We start from the raw sequence: 16,556 nt of genomic DNA, 5'->3' as shown, positions 1-16,556 counted from the left end.
TTTGTATCTATTCGATAGCCTCAAAGACGTTGCCCAAGAATACCTAACAGAGCCTCAAGTTGAGGCTCTGCGTCAATCTTATGTGGTAGCGAGAAACGCCCATGAAGGGCAAACCCGTTCAACGGGTGAACCATACATTATCCACCCTGTAGCGGTTTCAAGAATTCTGGCAGAAATGCGTCTGGATATCGAAACTCTGCAAGCCGCCCTACTCCATGATGTAATTGAAGATACTGAAGTTACAAAAGAGGAGCTAGAAGCTCAATTCGGCAATACCGTTGCTGAATTGGTTGATGGTGTATCTAAGCTGGATAAGCTTAAATTTCGTGATCGCAAAGAAGCGCAAGCAGAGAACTTTCGCAAGATGGTTCTCGCTATGGTGCAAGACATCCGCGTTATCTTGATCAAATTAGCTGACCGCACGCACAACATGCGCACGCTTGGGGCTCTTCGTCCTGACAAAAAGCGTCGTATTGCCCGTGAAACCCTAGAGATCTATTCTCCGCTAGCTCATCGTCTTGGTATTCATAACATCAAGACCGAACTGGAAGAGTTGGGCTTCGAAGCCCTCTACCCTAACCGTTATCGTGTACTTAAAAACGTAGTGAAAGCTGCACGTGGTAACCGTAAGGAAATGATCCAACGTATCCATAACGAAATTGAAGGCCGTCTTGAAGAAGTCGGTTTACCAGCGCGTGTACTTGGTCGCGAAAAAAATCTGTTCTCTATCTACAACAAGATGAAAACCAAAGAACAGCGCTTCCACACCATTATGGATATTTACGCTTTTCGCGTCGTAGTTGATACCCCAGATACTTGTTATCGCGCACTTGGTCAGGCTCACAGCCTATACAAACCACGCCCTGGCCGCATGAAAGATTACATTGCGGTACCAAAAGCCAACGGCTACCAATCTCTGCATACATCAATGATCGGCCCTCATGGGGTGCCCGTTGAAGTTCAAATCCGTACTGAAGATATGGATCAAATGGCAGACAAAGGTGTCGCTGCACACTGGTCTTACAAAGGTAATGGTTCGCGCAGCAGCAACGGGACAACCGCACAGGTTAAAGCACAACGTTGGATGCAGAGCTTACTTGAGCTTCAACAAAGCGCAGGTAACTCATTCGAGTTTATTGAAAACGTTAAATCTGATCTGTTCCCAGATGAGATCTTCGTGTTCACGCCGAAAGGTCGCATTGTCGAACTTCCTGCAGGTGCAACCGCGGTCGATTTTGCTTACGCGGTCCATACCGATGTCGGCAACATGTGCGTGGGGGCTCGTGTAGACATGAACCCTTATCCACTCAGCAAGTCGCTGAAGAATGGTCAAACGATTGAGATCATCAGTGCTCCGGGCGCTCGCCCAAATGCAGCATGGCTCAACTACGTAGTGACCTCACGCGCTCGTACTAAGATCCGTCAGGTTCTAAAAACGATGCGCCGCGAAGAGTCGATTACGCTAGGTCGTCGTTTACTTAATCACGCACTTGGCGAGCGTTCTATTGCCGATATCGGCCAAGAGAATATTGACCATGTATTGTCTGATCTTCGTCTAACCAACATTGAAGACTTACTGACATCAATTGGTCTCGGTGAGTTGATGAGTATCGTGATTGCTCGCCGTCTACTCGGTGATGCTGACGAACTGACTGAAATGGAAAACAACAGCAACAAACCTAGGAAGAAATTACCTATCCGTGGGGCTGAAGGTCTATTGCTGACATTCGCTAAATGTTGTCACCCGATTCCAGATGATCACATCATCGCCCATGTCTCTCCAGGCCGTGGTCTTGTGGTCCATCGTGAAACGTGTCCAAACGTTCGTGGTTACCAGAAAGAACCAGATAAATACATGGCGGTTGAATGGTCTGATGATTATGATCAAGAGTTCATCGCTGAACTTAAGGTTGATCTACAGAACCACCAAGGTGCGCTGGCTGAGTTAACGAATGTTGTCTCAAAAACAGGATCTAACATTCACGCGATTTCAACTGAAGAACGTGATGGACGCTTGTACACTGTGACAATCTTGCTGACCACTAAAGATCGTGTTCATCTGGCAAGTATTATGAAGAAGCTACGTGTGATGCCACACGCGCTGAAGGTAAGACGTCGTAAGAACTGATCAAAATAAAGATGAGGGATTCGAGATGGCGAGATGCGAAGAGCAAAAAACTTCGTGACTCACCATCTTGGCTCCACATCTGTTTTAATCCCTTCGCATCCCATTAACTCGCACCCCGTATCTGCTCTTATTCCCTCGAATCTCGTTTACTCGCATCCCGTATCTGCTTCTAAGCTTTATCCTGTACAAAAATCCAGTAAAATGCTTGAATAGATCATCTCTCTTACGTATATGAGCCTTGTTATGTCACAGCTTTTATCTGCTATCCCTCTCAACTCTTTATCTGGAGTCGGCTCTAAAGTCGCAGAGAAACTGGAAAAGGTTGGGCTTAACAACGTACAAGATCTGCTGTTTCACCTCCCTTTACGCTATGAAGATAGAACACGTATCTATCCCATCGTAAAACTGCACGCTGGCCTTTGGGCGGCAGTTCAAGGCAAGGTGATGCACGTTGATACTATTTTCGGTAAACGTAAGATGCTGACGGTAAAGATCAGCGATGGCAACGGTACGATTACTCTGCGCTTTTTTAACTTCACTGCCGGTATGAAAAATAACTTTGCCGAAGGAAAACAAGTGCATGCTTATGGTGAGATCAAGCGCGGCAATATGGGACTGGAGATAGTCCACCCGGATTACAAATTCTTTGCCCCAAGGCAGCAACCTGACGTTGAAGCTAACTTAACTCCGGTATACCCAACCACCGAAGGACTGAGACAAGTCACACTGCGCAATCTGACTGACCAAGCGTTAGAGCTGATCGACAAGGCCGCGGTGAATGAACTTTTGCCTTCCGGTTTATACGATCACCAAATTACCCTCGCCCAAGCACTGCACACCATTCACAGACCACCTCCAGGGATTGACCTAGAGCAGTTTGATGAAGGTAAGCACCCTGCTCAGCTGCGCCTAATTATGGAAGAGCTACTGGCTCAAAACCTATCGATGCTATCGGTTCGCAGTAAAGGGCAGCAAGACAAAGCGATGCCCTTTCCTCCAGTACATACACTCAAAGACAAGCTATTAGCTCAGCTACCGTTTTCGCCAACCAATGCTCAAGCACGAGTCACCAAAGAGATCGAAGCTGACCTTGAAAAACCGCACCCTATGATGCGCTTAGTACAGGGTGATGTTGGCTCAGGTAAAACCTTGGTTGCTGCACTGGCTGCGGTTCGAGCATTAGAGCATGGCCAACAAGTGGCGCTGATGGCACCCACCGAACTCTTGGCAGAACAGCACGCGATCAACTTCGCCAACTGGTTTGAAGCGATGGGCATTCAAGTCGGCTGGCTGGCTGGCAAACTAAAAGGCAAAGCCCGTGAAACCGAGCTAGCGCGCATTGCCAGTGGCGAAGCGCAAATGGTGGTTGGTACTCATGCGCTATTCCAAGAGCATGTCGAGTTCAAAAACCTTGGCTTGGTGATCATTGATGAGCAACACCGATTTGGTGTCCACCAGCGATTAGAACTGCGTGAGAAAGGCGCAAAACAAGGTTATTACCCACATCAATTGGTGATGACCGCCACCCCGATTCCAAGAACGTTAGCCATGACAGCGTATGCCGATCTCGAAACTTCGATTATTGATGAATTGCCACCGGGTCGAACACCGATTCAAACCGTGGCGATTCCTGACACCAAACGGGATGATATTGTCGAACGCGTACGTCATGCGTGTCTCAATGAGGGCAAGCAGGCCTATTGGGTGTGTACGCTGATTGATGAATCGGAAGTCCTAGAAGCGCAAGCCGCGGCTGATACTGCAGAAGAGCTGCAACGCAAACTGCCAGACGTAAAAATTGGTTTGGTGCATGGACGGATGAAGCCAGCCGAGAAGCAAGCAGTGATGCAGGAGTTCAAAGAGAACAAACTGCACCTATTGGTTGCGACAACCGTGATTGAAGTGGGTGTAGATGTGCCAAATTCGAGCTTAATGATCATCGAGAACCCAGAGCGTCTTGGCCTAGCACAACTCCACCAGCTTCGTGGCCGTGTCGGCCGAGGTTCGGTCGCGAGCCACTGTGTATTGCTGTACCACTCACCACTGTCTAAAACTGCTCAGAAGCGCTTAGGTGTGCTTCGTGAAAGTAACGATGGTTTTGTGATTGCGCAGCGTGACTTAGAGATTCGAGGCCCCGGTGAACTGCTTGGTACCAAACAGACGGGCTTAGCCGACTTCAAGATTGCTGACTTGGTACGAGACCAGCGACTGATTCCTGAAGTGCAGCGTATTGCGCGTCATATTCACGATAGCTACCCGGAGAATGCCAAGGCGATCATCAACCGTTGGTTGGGCGAGCGTGATGTGTATTCTAAGGCTTAATGAACAAAGCAACTTTAATCCAAAACGTCAAAAGGCTTCCCTCAAGGAAGCCTTTTTCGTACTAGTCCGTTCAACTCTAAGGTTTTACAGGGAAACTGATCTGCGCTTTCAAACCACCTTCACTACGATTGTTAACCACCACTGCGCCTTGGTGCTGGCTGACAATACGTTTGACAATAGCCAAGCCTAAGCCTGTACCTTCACTACCACGCGCCGTATCACCGCGCGTGAACGGTTCAAACAGCTTACCGACTTGGTCTTGCGGAATACCCGGACCATTATCCTCCACCGTTACCCAAGCAAGCTTATTGTCGGCTGTCATTCCCGTTGATACTTTGACCCAACCATTACCATAACGCAGCGCGTTGACCACCAAGTTGCTCACCGCACGCTTCATTTCAATCGGGTTCCCTAAGGCGGGTTTCATTGATTCTGAAATATCAGTTTCAATCTGTACCTCGTACCCACCCTCAGAGCTAGAAACTTCTCGAGCAATATCATCGACAAACACCGCTTGGAATGAATCTCGATCAACAGGCTTTAGGTAATCCATAAACTGGCTGATGATCTCATTACACTCTTCGGTATCACTGATGATCCCTTCCGCTAAATAGCCATCTTCTGGCGACATCATCTCAGTCGCTAATCGGATTCGCGTTAATGGAGTACGTAAGTCATGGCTGATACCTGCCATCAGCAGCGCTCGATCTTCTTCCAACTCTTGAATACCTTTCGACATTTGATTAAAGGCTCGAGTGACGGAACGAATCTCTTGTGCACCTTGAACTGGCAATGGTGGGGGAATCTCACCTCGCCCGACACCTTGCGCCGCTTTCTCCAAGGTAATTAATGGTCGGTTTTGTAATCGAATAAACAACCAACCACCCGCGACAATTAACATAGCCATGATCAAGCTATTACGAAAAAGAGGGGCAAAGTCTTCCTCTTGCAACTCCGATAGCGGAATACGAATCAAAGAATTAGGTAGCTGCGCAATGTCCATCCACAACACGTAACTCTCTTTGCCTAACATCAGCCGCACTTCCGTCTCAGAGCCGAGTTCTTTGGTCATCTCCTCGCTCATCAGATCAATCGCCACCGCATGGTAATACTCATCCGCCGCTCCGCTGTCCTTGGCATGAACGGTGACTCCTAGCTGTTCAAGCACACGCTGACGTAGCGGTGCATCAATCTCGATATCCATGTCACTGTCTTGATCCAACACTAGGTTTAACTCATGAGCCAAGATCTTATTAAACTGCTGCAAACTCGGCATCAAAGCATAGTTAAATACGGCGTAGTAAGAAAAAACTTGGCTGGCAACCAGCAAAGTTAACAAGAGCACTATCGACTGAGTAAAGGAGCTACGTATACGCATAGAAGGCCTAAAGTTAGAGGTGATAAAGGGATATAGTGGGAACTATAGCTGTAATACCAATCACAGTAAGTAAATGATCATAAATAGCGCCGGAAAAAGGCTTGAGAACAAGGCAGCAATTTTTGATAAGTAGTTATTCTACAATCAAAATTTCTAACGAAGTTATCGAGCGTTTTAACAAGCTAGGGTGAGCAGTTATTTACTACGATTGGTATCTCTCATTGTGCTGAATAGAAAACGGGCCACCACATATCAATGAGGTGGCCCGTAAATAATAAACTCTGAATCACAGAACCGGTAAAGCCGCTTTTGATCTTATACAGCGAGATTACACCGCTTTACCCTCTGGAACGAAGACATAACCTAGGCCCCACACGGTTTGGATATAACGGGGTTTACTTGGGTCTTCTTCAACAAGGCGGCGCAAACGTGAAATCTGAACATCAATAGAACGTTCCATCGCGGCATATTCACGGCCACGTGCCATGTTCATTAGCTTATCGCGAGACATTGGCTCACGAGCGTTGGTCACCAGTGACTTCAACACTGCAAACTCACCAGAAGTCAGTGGCATTGGCTCATCACCGCGGAACATTTCACGCGTACCTAGGTTCAGGCGGAACTCACCAAATTCAACCACAGACTCTTCCGAGCTTGGTGCGCCCGGCGCTTCAATCACTTGACGGCGCATTACCGCTTTAATGCGAGCCAAAAGCTCACGCGGGTTAAATGGTTTCGGCAGGTAGTCATCGGCCCCCACTTCCAAACCCACAATACGATCGACCTCATCACCCTTTGCTGTCAGCATTAAAATAGGCAGTGAGTTATTTGCGTTGCGTAGACGACGACAGATCGAGAGGCCATCTTCGCCCGGCATCATTAAATCCAATACCATCAAGTGAAAATTTTCACGGGTTAACAGGCGGTCCATCTGCTCACTGTTTGCCACGCTACGCACTTGAAAGCCCTGCTCAGACAGATAGCGTTCCAACAATGCACGTAAGCGAGCATCGTCATCGACCACTAAAATTTTGTAGTTTTCTTGCATGTAATGGTTCCACCTATTAAAGCTCAAACCGTAGGTTAAGCATTTTTGGTAAATTGTATAAGACATTAAAAATGTAACATTCTTGGAGAAAAAGTCGCCTAAAGAATTGTTAACGTATGTTGCCTTTCTATATATTCTATCTTAGAACATCATTTCATTAAGTCCGATTTATGAAAACCAAACTTATCACCCGAGAAGGTTATAACAAGCTCAAAGCAGAACATGACCATTTATGGCACGAAAAACGTCCAGAAATCACAAAAATAGTCACTTGGGCTGCAAGCCTTGGAGATCGATCGGAAAACGCAGATTACACGTTCAATAAGCGTTTGCTTCGTCAGATTGATCGTCGAGTGCGTTTCTTACGCAAATTCCTACCTGATGTCACTATCGTGGATTACTCTCCGCAGCAAGAAGGTAAGGTATTTTTCGGTGCTTGGGTCGAAATTGAGAATGAAGATGGGGACATTAAGAAGTTTCGTATTGTCGGTCCCGAAGAGATCTACGGCGATGCTAAAGGTTATATCTCTATCGACTCGCCAATGGCGAGAGCTCTGCTCAAGAAAGAAGTGGATGATGAGTTTACGGTAACCACACCGGAAGGCGACAAAGAGTGGTTCATTAACTCGATTCACTATTAATAAACCGAATAAGCGTGACCTATCGATTTATTATTAGCGTGGCTTTCGGCGTGTGTCGCTAGGCGAATGTTGAAAGCTGCGTTTGTAGGCACGAGAAAAGCTCGATAGCTGCGAAAAGCCAACCTCGGCCGCGAGTTCGGTCATTGGCATGTTGCTGTTGCGAAGTAAAAGCTGTGCTTTTTGCATGCGTCGCTGCATAACATATTTTTGTGGTGTTACCCCAAACTGTTTTTGGCATAAACAGTAAAAGTGGCTCTCACTCAAATGCATTGCATGAGCAAGCTGAGCATTCGTTAACGCAGTCGCAATGTGTTGGTCGATGTAAGCATTTAAGTGACTCGTTTCTAAACGTCGGTGAGGTGAAGGCGTGGTAGATGATGCCGACATTTGGCCTAATTGCGTTAAAAACAACGACACTAACTGGCAGTTTATCTGTGGTGACATCGTATCTTGCCGAACTTTCTGAGCGGCAAAGTCCAATAATATCTGGCTTTCGGCTCCTAAATCTAAAAAGTAAGGCTGCTGAAATATCGATTCCTGTAATGATAAATTACACGCTTGCTCTAGAGCTTGGATGTAAGGGTCGGCAGGCGCTAAGTCAATGACCAATAACTCGCTGTCTTCACTTAGGCCATTATAAAAATGCGGTGCATTATTGGGGATGACCGCCACCGTACCGTGACCTATTTGCCCACTTTCACGTTCAAACTCACACGCCATAGTACCTCGCCAACCTAGCAGAACTTGAGCATAGCTGTGTAGGTGCTGACCCTGGCGTCTAGCAATAACATTTCGTCTGATCTGAGTTTGATTCACCGTGTCTTTCCTACGTTTATCTGCGTGCTTAGTTTTCCCACTGTAGTACTTCCTTCCCCAAAATCTTTCACTTTCGGAGTCTGAGTTAAATACCACAGAGTCTCAGGCAAATGTTCATCTCTTTTAACAGATAACATAACAATATATTAACAGGGAAGGAAGAATGACATGCAACTTAACCAACAACAGGTTCACAACGCACTACCGTGGCTACCTTTAGTCGACGCGCTAAAGGATATTTTCACTCGCGATGTAACGGCACCGATTCGTCATCACCACACCATGAATGTACCGCAAGATCCTAGCGCGACTTTGCTATTAATGCCGGCATGGATTGAAGGTGAGTATTTGGGAGTGAAACAGGTCAATGTATTTCCGGGCAACTCTGCTCGTAATCAACCAGGGCTCAGCAGCCATTATCTACTTAGCTGTGGTAAAACTGGAAAAATGTTAGCTCAGATTGATGGGAACGAACTAACGGCACGCAGAACCGCGGCCGCTTCAGCATTAGCTTCTCATTATCTATCACGTGAAACGGCGAGCAAAATGCTGATGGTTGGAGCTGGAAGAGTGGCACGACGCTTAGTCCCAGCCCATATGAGTGTACGTCCAATCAAGACCGTTCATGTGTGGGATATTAACCAGTCCGCTGCTGAGCAATTAGCAACAGAGTTACGCGATGAGGGAGTGGACGCTGTTGCCTGCCCAAATGATCAACTGGAAGCGGTAGCAAGAGACGCAGATCTGATTAGTTGTGCAACGCTTTCAACGGCCCCAATCATTAAAGGTGAGTGGCTTAAACCCGGTGCGCATTTAGACTTAGTAGGAAGCTTTACCCCTACGATGCGTGAAACCAACAATGAAGCGCTAAAACGAGCCAATGTTTTTGTGGATGTGAAAGCAGCAGCACTGGTTGAGACGGGTGAGTTAATCATGCCTATCCGTGATGGCGCGATTACCGAAGAGAGTATCTTAGCCGATTTCTCAACCTTGTGTAGCGGTCAACATGCAGGGCGTGCAGGCCTTGACGATCCTGAAGCCGCAATCACTCTTTTCAAATCGGTCGGTGATTCTCGTGAAGATCTTGCTGGCGCGATTCTGGCTTACCAGTCAGTACAGAGCGTTTAAATAGTAATAAGGCCGACGTGTACTTGGCCTTTTATTTTGCTGTCGGCCTGTTTATACACTAGCAGGATTTCCATACGCGGCGCACCTTGCTTGGTGTGATTCTCGTGACTTTATTTGGAAAAATACCTATGACTAAAAAGAATTCAGATTATACGGCGCCACCACCACTAGGCTTGGCGATCGTACCGATTATTCTCACCATTGCGCTGTTAGCGACACAAATTTTTTATTATGACGACTTCACCCCACATATTGCGCTGGCCATTGGCTTCGCCATTACCGCGCTGGTTGGTTGGTATCAAGGGCTTCGTTGGCAAGACATAGAGTCCGGTGCATTTCGTGTTTTACACGTGGCGATGCCTTCAATTGCAACCCTTATTGTTGTGGGTATGCTAGTCAGCACTTGGATTGCCAGTGGTACGGTACCGACGCTGATCTATTACGGTTTAGTGTTAATCGAACCTGAATGGTTTCTTGCTGCCACAATGTTATTGTGCTCTGTCGTTTCCCTTTCTATTGGTTCGAGTTGGACCACTGTCGGTACGGTGGGTCTTGCCTTAGTGGGTATTGGTTTTGCTTTTGGTATCCCAGCCTACTGGACGGCGGGAGCCGTTGTATCTGGTGCTTTTTTTGGCGATAAAATCTCACCGTTGTCTGATACGACCAACCTTGCTGCCGCTGTGACTGAAACGAATGTGTTCGCTCATATTCGCAACATGATGCCGACCACCGTTCCAGCCATGCTAATCGCTTTAACGCTGTACTCCATTCTTGGTGGTGTGGTGATGAGCGATACGACATCAGGCGCTCAGCAGCTACAAGAAATCACCGCTATTCAATCGGGTTTGGAGAGTCATTTCTCTCTTGGTTTTCTTCCTGTGCTGCCACTTTTGGTGGTGATGGTGCTCGCTTTTTACAAAATAGCGCCGATCCCTGCCCTGTTTACAGGTTTTGTTTTCGGCGCCGGTGTGGCAGTGCATAATTATGATTACAACCTGAATGACATTCTGACATTTGCCCACAGTGGATACAAAATAGAGACAGGGTCTGCAGCGCTGGATAATTTGCTGAATCGTGGTGGCGTCACATCCATGACCTGGGTGATTACCTTAATGATGTTTGCGCTGGCATTTGGTGGCGCGCTGGAGCGTACCGGATGTTTGGAGTCTGTCGTCAATGCAATAATGAAGTCCACCCGAGGTTTCAGAGGGTTACAAACCAATGCCATCCTCACTTCGGTAGCGACCAACGCCGTATCGGGTGATGTGTATCTCTCTATCGCGTTACCTGGCCGTATGTTTGGACCGCAATACGACAAACTCGGTTATAGCAGACTAAATCTATCCAGAGCGATTGAAGAAGGAGGCACATTAGTCTCGCCCTTGATCCCTTGGAATGCGGGTGGCGCATTTGTGATGGGAACATTAGGGCTGGTTGTCACTCCAGGTGATTACAGTGCCTTGCTATACGCACCATTAGCATTTGCTTGTTGGTTGTCACCCACTATCGGCATTATTTACGCTCAAACAGGGTGGTTCTCAAAGCGCACCGAGAAAGACGAAGCTACCAATAATGAGGTGGTTTCAGCCACCAGTGGCAGCCCCCACTAATCCATATAACACACGATTCTTTCGCTAAGCCAGTAGGTAAAACATGACACAATCCGCTATACACACACCGAATGACGTTCAGTCCACTGTTGCAGTAATTGGTGCTGGAGTCGTTGGCCTTTGTACAGCCCTAGAAGCGCAGCGCCATGGCTATCAAGTCACACTGTTTGATAAGGGACTGCCGGGTAAAGGGGCTTCGTTTGGCAATGCGGGTTACTTAGCCACAGAATTGATGGATCCTTTAGCAACGAAAAAGACATTGTCTTCTGCGCCAAAAATGTGGATAGACCCAAAAGGTCCGCTGGCACTACCGTGGCAGTATCTACCCAAGGCGATCCCTTGGTTAGCACGCTTTGTGCGATCAGCCTCTTCTTCAAAAGTTGAGGCAAGCCGAAAAGCGCTCTATCAACTCAATCAAGCCGCCGTTCCCGCTTGGCAACGCTGCTTAGCCGATATTGGAGCCCAAGAACATCTCGTACCGTCAGGTTATTTATTGGTATGGGAATCAGCAAGCAAATTAGAAGAGGCAAAAGCGCATGCTGCTTACCTTGCACAGTGGGAAGTAGAAAGTGTCTTATTGCAAGGAGCACAACTGAGGGAAAAAGAACCGGGGCTGGCTGAGACGGTCAGTCATGCTCTATTTTTTCCCAATGCTTGCCGAGTTAAAGACCCTTACCTCTTGTCAAAACATTTATTTGCGGTTTTTCAGGCCCGCGGGGGATGCTTTGAACAAGCTGAAGTAGACAAAATTCACCCACAAGGTAATTCCGTTAGAGTGGTCACCACGGATTTGCACGTGTTTGAGCATGCGATACTTTGCACGGGAGCGTGGGGGAAACCATTACTAAAACAAGTGGGCATTTCCGTTCCACTCGAAGCTGAGCGTGGGTATCACTTGACGATAGATACAACGGATTTGAAATCTAAGCCACTCAAACATCCGATTGGCTCAGCAGAGCGTAAATTTGTTATGAGCCCATTGGCGTCGGGGTTAAGGGTCGTGGGGATAACAGAAATAGGAGGCTTGCGTTTACCAGCGTTTACTCACAGGTTTAATGTGCTACGTCATCACAGCAGGCAACTGCTGCCGTTATTGAACAATTCGGCGTTGCCAGAGAGTGAATGGATGGGACATAGGCCCACGATTGCCGATTCACTGCCGGTGATAGATCGACACCCACATCATCCACAATTATTATTTGCTTTTGGCCATCACCACTTAGGATTGACTCAAGCCGCTATTAGCGCGGAGTTGGTGATTAGCTTGTTGCGTAAAACAGAGCCTGAGTTTGATGTTGCTCCGTATCGGGCGGATAGGTTTTAAGCCTTACCGATTGCCGCTAGCCACCCATTGAAACCCAATTTTTAACAGGCCGAGAGAGGCGGATTTTTTCCGCTTCACATATCGCTTCATGCTTACACATCATTGACATATCACCGCTTGCTTGCGCTACTTTACTCCGTAGAATAGGGCCATCAACATCAAACTAGAGATTCATCGGATGAGCCAAGCTATCTGTCGACTGATCGCTGAAGAACTGAATGTCCGTTCTGAGCAAGTCACTGCCGCAGTAAACCTAATTGACGACGGTAACACCGTTCCCTTTATTGCCCGCTACCGTAAAGAAGTGACGGGAGGCTTAGACGATACCCAACTACGTAACCTTGATAGTCGCCTTTCATACCTTCGTGAACTTGATGATCGTCGCCAAACGATTCTTAAGTCGATTCAAGACCAAGGTAAACTCACGCCAGAGTTAGAGCGTGATATCACTCAAGCCGACAGCAAGACGCGCCTAGAAGATCTGTACCTACCGTACAAACCAAAGCGCCGCACCAAAGGCCAGATCGCAATCGAAGCAGGCTTAGAGCCTCTTGCCGATACACTTTGGAATGAACCACAACACGATCCTGAAACGGAAGCTGCTAACTTCATCAGCAGCGATAAAGGTATTGCCGATACCAAAGCGGCACTCGATGGCGCACGTGCGATCATCATGGAGCGCATTGCTGAAGACGCCAACCTACTTGAGAAGATTCGCCAACACCTCACACGCAACTCGGAGCTAGTGGCGCGTGTTGTGGCAGGCAAAGAACAAGAAGGCGAGAAGTTCAAAGACTACTTCGAACACAACGAAAAGCTCAGCAAAGTGCCATCTCACCGTGCGCTTGCGATGTTACGTGGCCGCAATGAAGGCTTCCTAACGCTGGCGATGAATGCAGACCCAGAGCAAGAAGAAGGTGTTCGTGGTTCATACTGCGAGAACATCATTTCTGATCACTACGGCATTACCCTAAGCAGCGCACCTGCGGATGCATGGCGTAAGCAAGTGATCAGCTGGGCATGGCGCATCAAGGTGTCTATGCACATGGAAACTGAATTGATGGGCGCGATGAAAGAGCGTGCAGAGATCGAAGCGATTGAAGTGTTCGCAACTAACCTTAAAGACTTGCTGATGGCAGCGCCGGCTGGCCCTCGTGCAACTTTAGGCTTAGATCCGGGTTTACGTACTGGTTCGAAAATCGCGGTGGTGGATTCAACTGGTAAAGTTCTGGCGACAGAAACCATTTACCCTCACCCGCCACAAAAGCAATACGACAAATCCGCACACGTTGTTGAGCAGATGATTCGTCAATTCAATGTTGACCTAGTTGCGATTGGTAATGGTACCGCTTCACGCGAAACCGACAGTTTTGTGGCTGATGTGATTAAACGCGGCAACCTAAAAGCGCAAAAAATCATTGTTAGCGAAGCGGGTGCATCGGTGTACTCAGCGTCTGAGTTAGCAGCAAAAGAATTCCCGAACATGGATGTATCGATTCGTGGCGCGGTGTCTATTGCTCGTCGTCTACAAGATCCACTGGCAGAGCTGGTGAAGATTGACCCTAAATCGATCGGTGTGGGCCAATACCAGCATGACGTTAGCCAAACCATGCTCGCTAAACGCCTAGATGCGATTGTCGAAGACTGTGTAAACGCCGTAGGTGTTGATGTGAATACCGCGTCTGCTGCGCTGCTGACTCGCGTTGCCGGCCTTTCTAACACCATCGCACAGAACATCGTGGACTTCCGTGATGAGAATGGTCGTTTTGAAGCGCGCACTACATTGAAGAAAGTGGCTCGTTTAGGTCCTAAAGCCTTTGAACAGTGTGCCGGCTTCTTACGTATCATGGATGGCAAGAACCCGCTGGATGCTTCATCGGTTCACCCAGAAGCTTATCCAGTGGTGAAAACAATCGCTGAGAAAAACCACAAAGACATCAAGTCTCTGGTGGGCAATACAGATTTCCTACGAGGTTTACATGCGATTGATTACACCAACGAAAGCTTTGGTGTACCAACCGTAACCGACATCATTAAAGAGTTGGATAAACCGGGACGCGACCCTCGCCCTGAGTTCAAAACAGCAACCTTCGCTGATGGCGTAAATAGTGTTTCAGATCTAGAGCCAGGCATGATTCTAGAAGGTGTGGTTTCAAACGTGGCCAACTTTGGTGCCTTCGTTGATATTGGCGTTCACCAAGATGGCTTAGTGCATATATCTGCGCTCACCGATCGCTTTGTCTCTGACCCACGAGAAGTGGTTAAAGCCGGTGACATCGTCAAGGTGAAGGTGATGGAAGTGGATGTTCAGCGTAAGCGTATTGCGCTAAGCATGCGTATGAAAGATGAACCAGGCCAAGACAATAGAGCTCAACGTTCAAGTACACCTCGCACGCAAAACCGCCCGAATCAAAATTCACAAGGTGGACAGCGTCGTCGTGAGGAACCGCAACAAAACGCTGCGATGGGCGGTGCTTTCGCTGCTGCCTTTGCTAAAGCGAAGAAATAAGTTGCGCTAAAGCGAATAGCCAGCGACTAACAAGTCAGTTTTCATCTTCAACAAAACTGACGTGCTAAAACAGAAAACCTGCACCCCTAAGGGTATGCAGGTTTTTTATTATGTGTTCAAAAAAGACATCAAAGCTGAACTGTATTCTACGTATTTTATACTCAAAATAATTGGAGTTGCTGCGAGGCAACAAGTATGAAGAGTATAATCACAATACAACCAACACTTCCGATGGAGCATGAGGCGCAACAGCATGACCATAATGATATTTTATGACCTTACGTCGTTTCTCCATCTGTCCCTCCTGAATCGCCGCACCTAAAACATGCTTTGGCAGGCGGAAACGCATGGTATAGCCTTTGCCTTGGTCTGCACTGTATGTTCTCAGTGCCAATAGGCTGAATAACCGCTCAAAAGGATCTTGAGGTTCTTCATGGCTAATCGAATTGGCCTCTGACTCGTTTTCCATGTCATAACCTGGATGGTCTGAAGGATCCCAAGCCGACTGCTGCCTTCGCTTATCGTCCGGTTTTACCTTTCGTTCTGCATTGGTTTTGGCCAATGCTACTGCGGGAGCGACGGGTACTCGAACTCTATTATCACGCGCAACTTGCTCTGTTTGCACATTAACGGATGGGGCAATTAGTGGCACACTCACTGCAGTTGCAGGTGACACAATCATCGCGAACTCTCCTCAAGAATCGCCCATCGCTATTGCTAGTTTGCCGCGAGCATCATCTTCAACAACTCAACGCTCACAAACATAGCCCCTCTAGTTCAAATCCATACCGCGAATACAACCACATTGGCCTAATTCATATGAACTACTCTAGGGGTAGTCTATATATCGACCAAGTTATTTATTAATTTAGCAGTTATTTTTGAGCGAAGCTGACCAGTTCACTACAAAAGGCATCCGCTTCTGTCATAAATGGTGCATGCGAAGACTGAGTAAAGATGTATTGCTCGGTATGAGGCAAGGCTGTGCCCAGGTCTTTGGCGACCTTGATTGGCACCAATCCATCTAATCGACCGTATAAGCGCAACATAGGCACTGAAATCTCAGGTAACTGGTCACGGAGATCCACATCCGACAACATTTTCAAACCAGCTAACAACGACTTAGGGTTAGGTAGTGGACGGGACAACACCGCTTGCTTGAGCTGTTTTACATCTTGCCTTGCAGAAGGGCTCCCCATGGCTTGCAATGCCATAAAGCGTTCGATAGTAGTTTGAAAGTCTTCAACTAACTGCTCGGTAAACGCCGTTAATACGTTGGGTTGAATACCTCGCCATAGTACTGGTTCTTTTGCAGCAGCAAATTTAGGAGAACTCGCAACCGTCACTAGTTTGCTTACGTAATCAGAGTGATGCAAAGCCATATGTGTCGCGACCAAACCACCGAGCGACCAACCAACCCAAATCGCTTGTTTCGGTGCGTCGACCATCAATTGGTGAGCAATTTCTTCAAGGTTTTGAGCATGGCAATGCGCGCTGTGTCCATACCCTGGCAGATCCACAACGTGAACTCGGAAATTAGCCTCTAAAGCATCTACGGTTTGCTGCCATACCGCCCCATTCATTCCCCAACCGTGAACCAAGACCAAATCCGTTCCTTGCCCGGATACATGCCAATACAACGCGTCACTCAT

At 47.6% G+C, this 16,556-nt stretch carries 12 protein-coding genes; 7 read left to right on the top strand and 5 right to left on the bottom strand.

What is annotated here, in order from left to right; translation table 11 throughout:
• Position 1 precedes the first annotated feature (1 nt).
• Together spoT and recG are read left to right on the top strand one after the other, a co-directional pair.
• On the top strand, positions 2–2,128 hold the full coding sequence (spoT, locus tag ACED48_RS07045) for a bifunctional GTP diphosphokinase/guanosine-3',5'-bis pyrophosphate 3'-pyrophosphohydrolase (RefSeq protein ID WP_017055629.1): 2,127 nt from the start codon (positions 2–4) through the stop codon (positions 2,126–2,128).
• Between the two features lie 243 nt (positions 2,129–2,371).
• On the top strand, positions 2,372–4,450 hold the full coding sequence (gene recG, locus ACED48_RS07040) for an ATP-dependent DNA helicase RecG (RefSeq protein ID WP_017055628.1): 2,079 nt from the start codon (positions 2,372–2,374) through the stop codon (positions 4,448–4,450).
• A gap of 76 nt (positions 4,451–4,526) precedes the next feature.
• On the opposite strand, the gene envZ is transcribed toward recG, so the two are convergent.
• Both envZ and ompR read right to left on the bottom strand, forming a co-directional pair.
• A complete protein-coding gene (gene envZ, locus ACED48_RS07035) occupies positions 4,527–5,828 on the bottom strand; it encodes a two-component system sensor histidine kinase EnvZ (RefSeq protein ID WP_017055627.1) in 1,302 nt (433 codons plus the stop codon).
• Between the two features lie 328 nt (positions 5,829–6,156).
• Positions 6,157–6,876 carry a two-component system response regulator OmpR gene (ompR, locus tag ACED48_RS07030; protein ID WP_017055626.1) on the bottom strand — a complete coding sequence of 240 codons (720 nt, stop codon included), beginning with the start codon at positions 6,874–6,876 and terminating at the stop codon, positions 6,157–6,159.
• A gap of 170 nt (positions 6,877–7,046) precedes the next feature.
• On the opposite strand from ompR, the gene greB reads away from it, so the two are divergent.
• Positions 7,047–7,517, top strand: coding sequence for a transcription elongation factor GreB (gene greB, locus ACED48_RS07025; protein WP_017055625.1), 471 nt, complete (start codon positions 7,047–7,049; stop codon positions 7,515–7,517).
• Between the two features lie 33 nt (positions 7,518–7,550).
• On the opposite strand, the gene ACED48_RS07020 is transcribed toward greB, so the two are convergent.
• Positions 7,551–8,333, bottom strand: coding sequence for an AraC family transcriptional regulator (locus ACED48_RS07020; protein ID WP_017055624.1), 783 nt, complete (start codon positions 8,331–8,333; stop codon positions 7,551–7,553).
• Positions 8,334–8,501: 168 nt separating this feature from the next.
• Between ACED48_RS07020 and ACED48_RS07015 the strand changes: the two genes are divergently transcribed.
• From ACED48_RS07015 to ACED48_RS07000, 4 genes are all read left to right on the top strand, one after another.
• The gene (locus ACED48_RS07015; RefSeq protein WP_017055623.1) at positions 8,502–9,461 is read left to right on the top strand and encodes an ornithine cyclodeaminase family protein; all 960 of its coding nucleotides are present in this window, start codon (positions 8,502–8,504) and stop codon (positions 9,459–9,461) included.
• Between the two features lie 128 nt (positions 9,462–9,589).
• Positions 9,590–11,071, top strand: a complete 1,482-nt coding sequence (nhaC, locus tag ACED48_RS07010; protein WP_017055622.1) for a Na+/H+ antiporter NhaC — start codon at positions 9,590–9,592, stop codon at positions 11,069–11,071.
• 43 nt (positions 11,072–11,114) lie between these two features.
• Entirely contained in the window at positions 11,115–12,395 is a 1,281-nt protein-coding gene (locus ACED48_RS07005) for an FAD-binding oxidoreductase (protein ID WP_017055621.1), read from the top strand.
• 178 nt (positions 12,396–12,573) lie between these two features.
• On the top strand, positions 12,574–14,904 hold the full coding sequence (locus ACED48_RS07000) for a Tex family protein (RefSeq protein ID WP_017055620.1): 2,331 nt from the start codon (positions 12,574–12,576) through the stop codon (positions 14,902–14,904).
• Positions 14,905–15,112: 208 nt separating this feature from the next.
• Here the strand turns inward: ACED48_RS07000 and ACED48_RS06995 are convergent, their stop codons facing one another.
• Positions 15,113–15,586 (bottom strand): hypothetical protein, encoded by a 474-nt coding sequence (locus ACED48_RS06995; protein WP_017055619.1) that lies wholly within the window; start codon positions 15,584–15,586, stop codon positions 15,113–15,115.
• Positions 15,587–15,779: 193 nt separating this feature from the next.
• Positions 15,780–16,556, bottom strand: coding sequence for a pimeloyl-ACP methyl ester esterase BioH (bioH, locus tag ACED48_RS06990; protein WP_017055618.1), 777 nt, complete (start codon positions 16,554–16,556; stop codon positions 15,780–15,782).

Source organism: Vibrio sp. 5S239, from assembly GCF_041439575.1.
Taxonomy (GTDB): domain Bacteria; phylum Pseudomonadota; class Gammaproteobacteria; order Enterobacterales; family Vibrionaceae; genus Vibrio; species Vibrio kanaloae.
The sequence above is the reverse complement of the archived record's forward strand: the minus strand, read 5'-3'. Positions and strand labels throughout refer to the sequence as shown.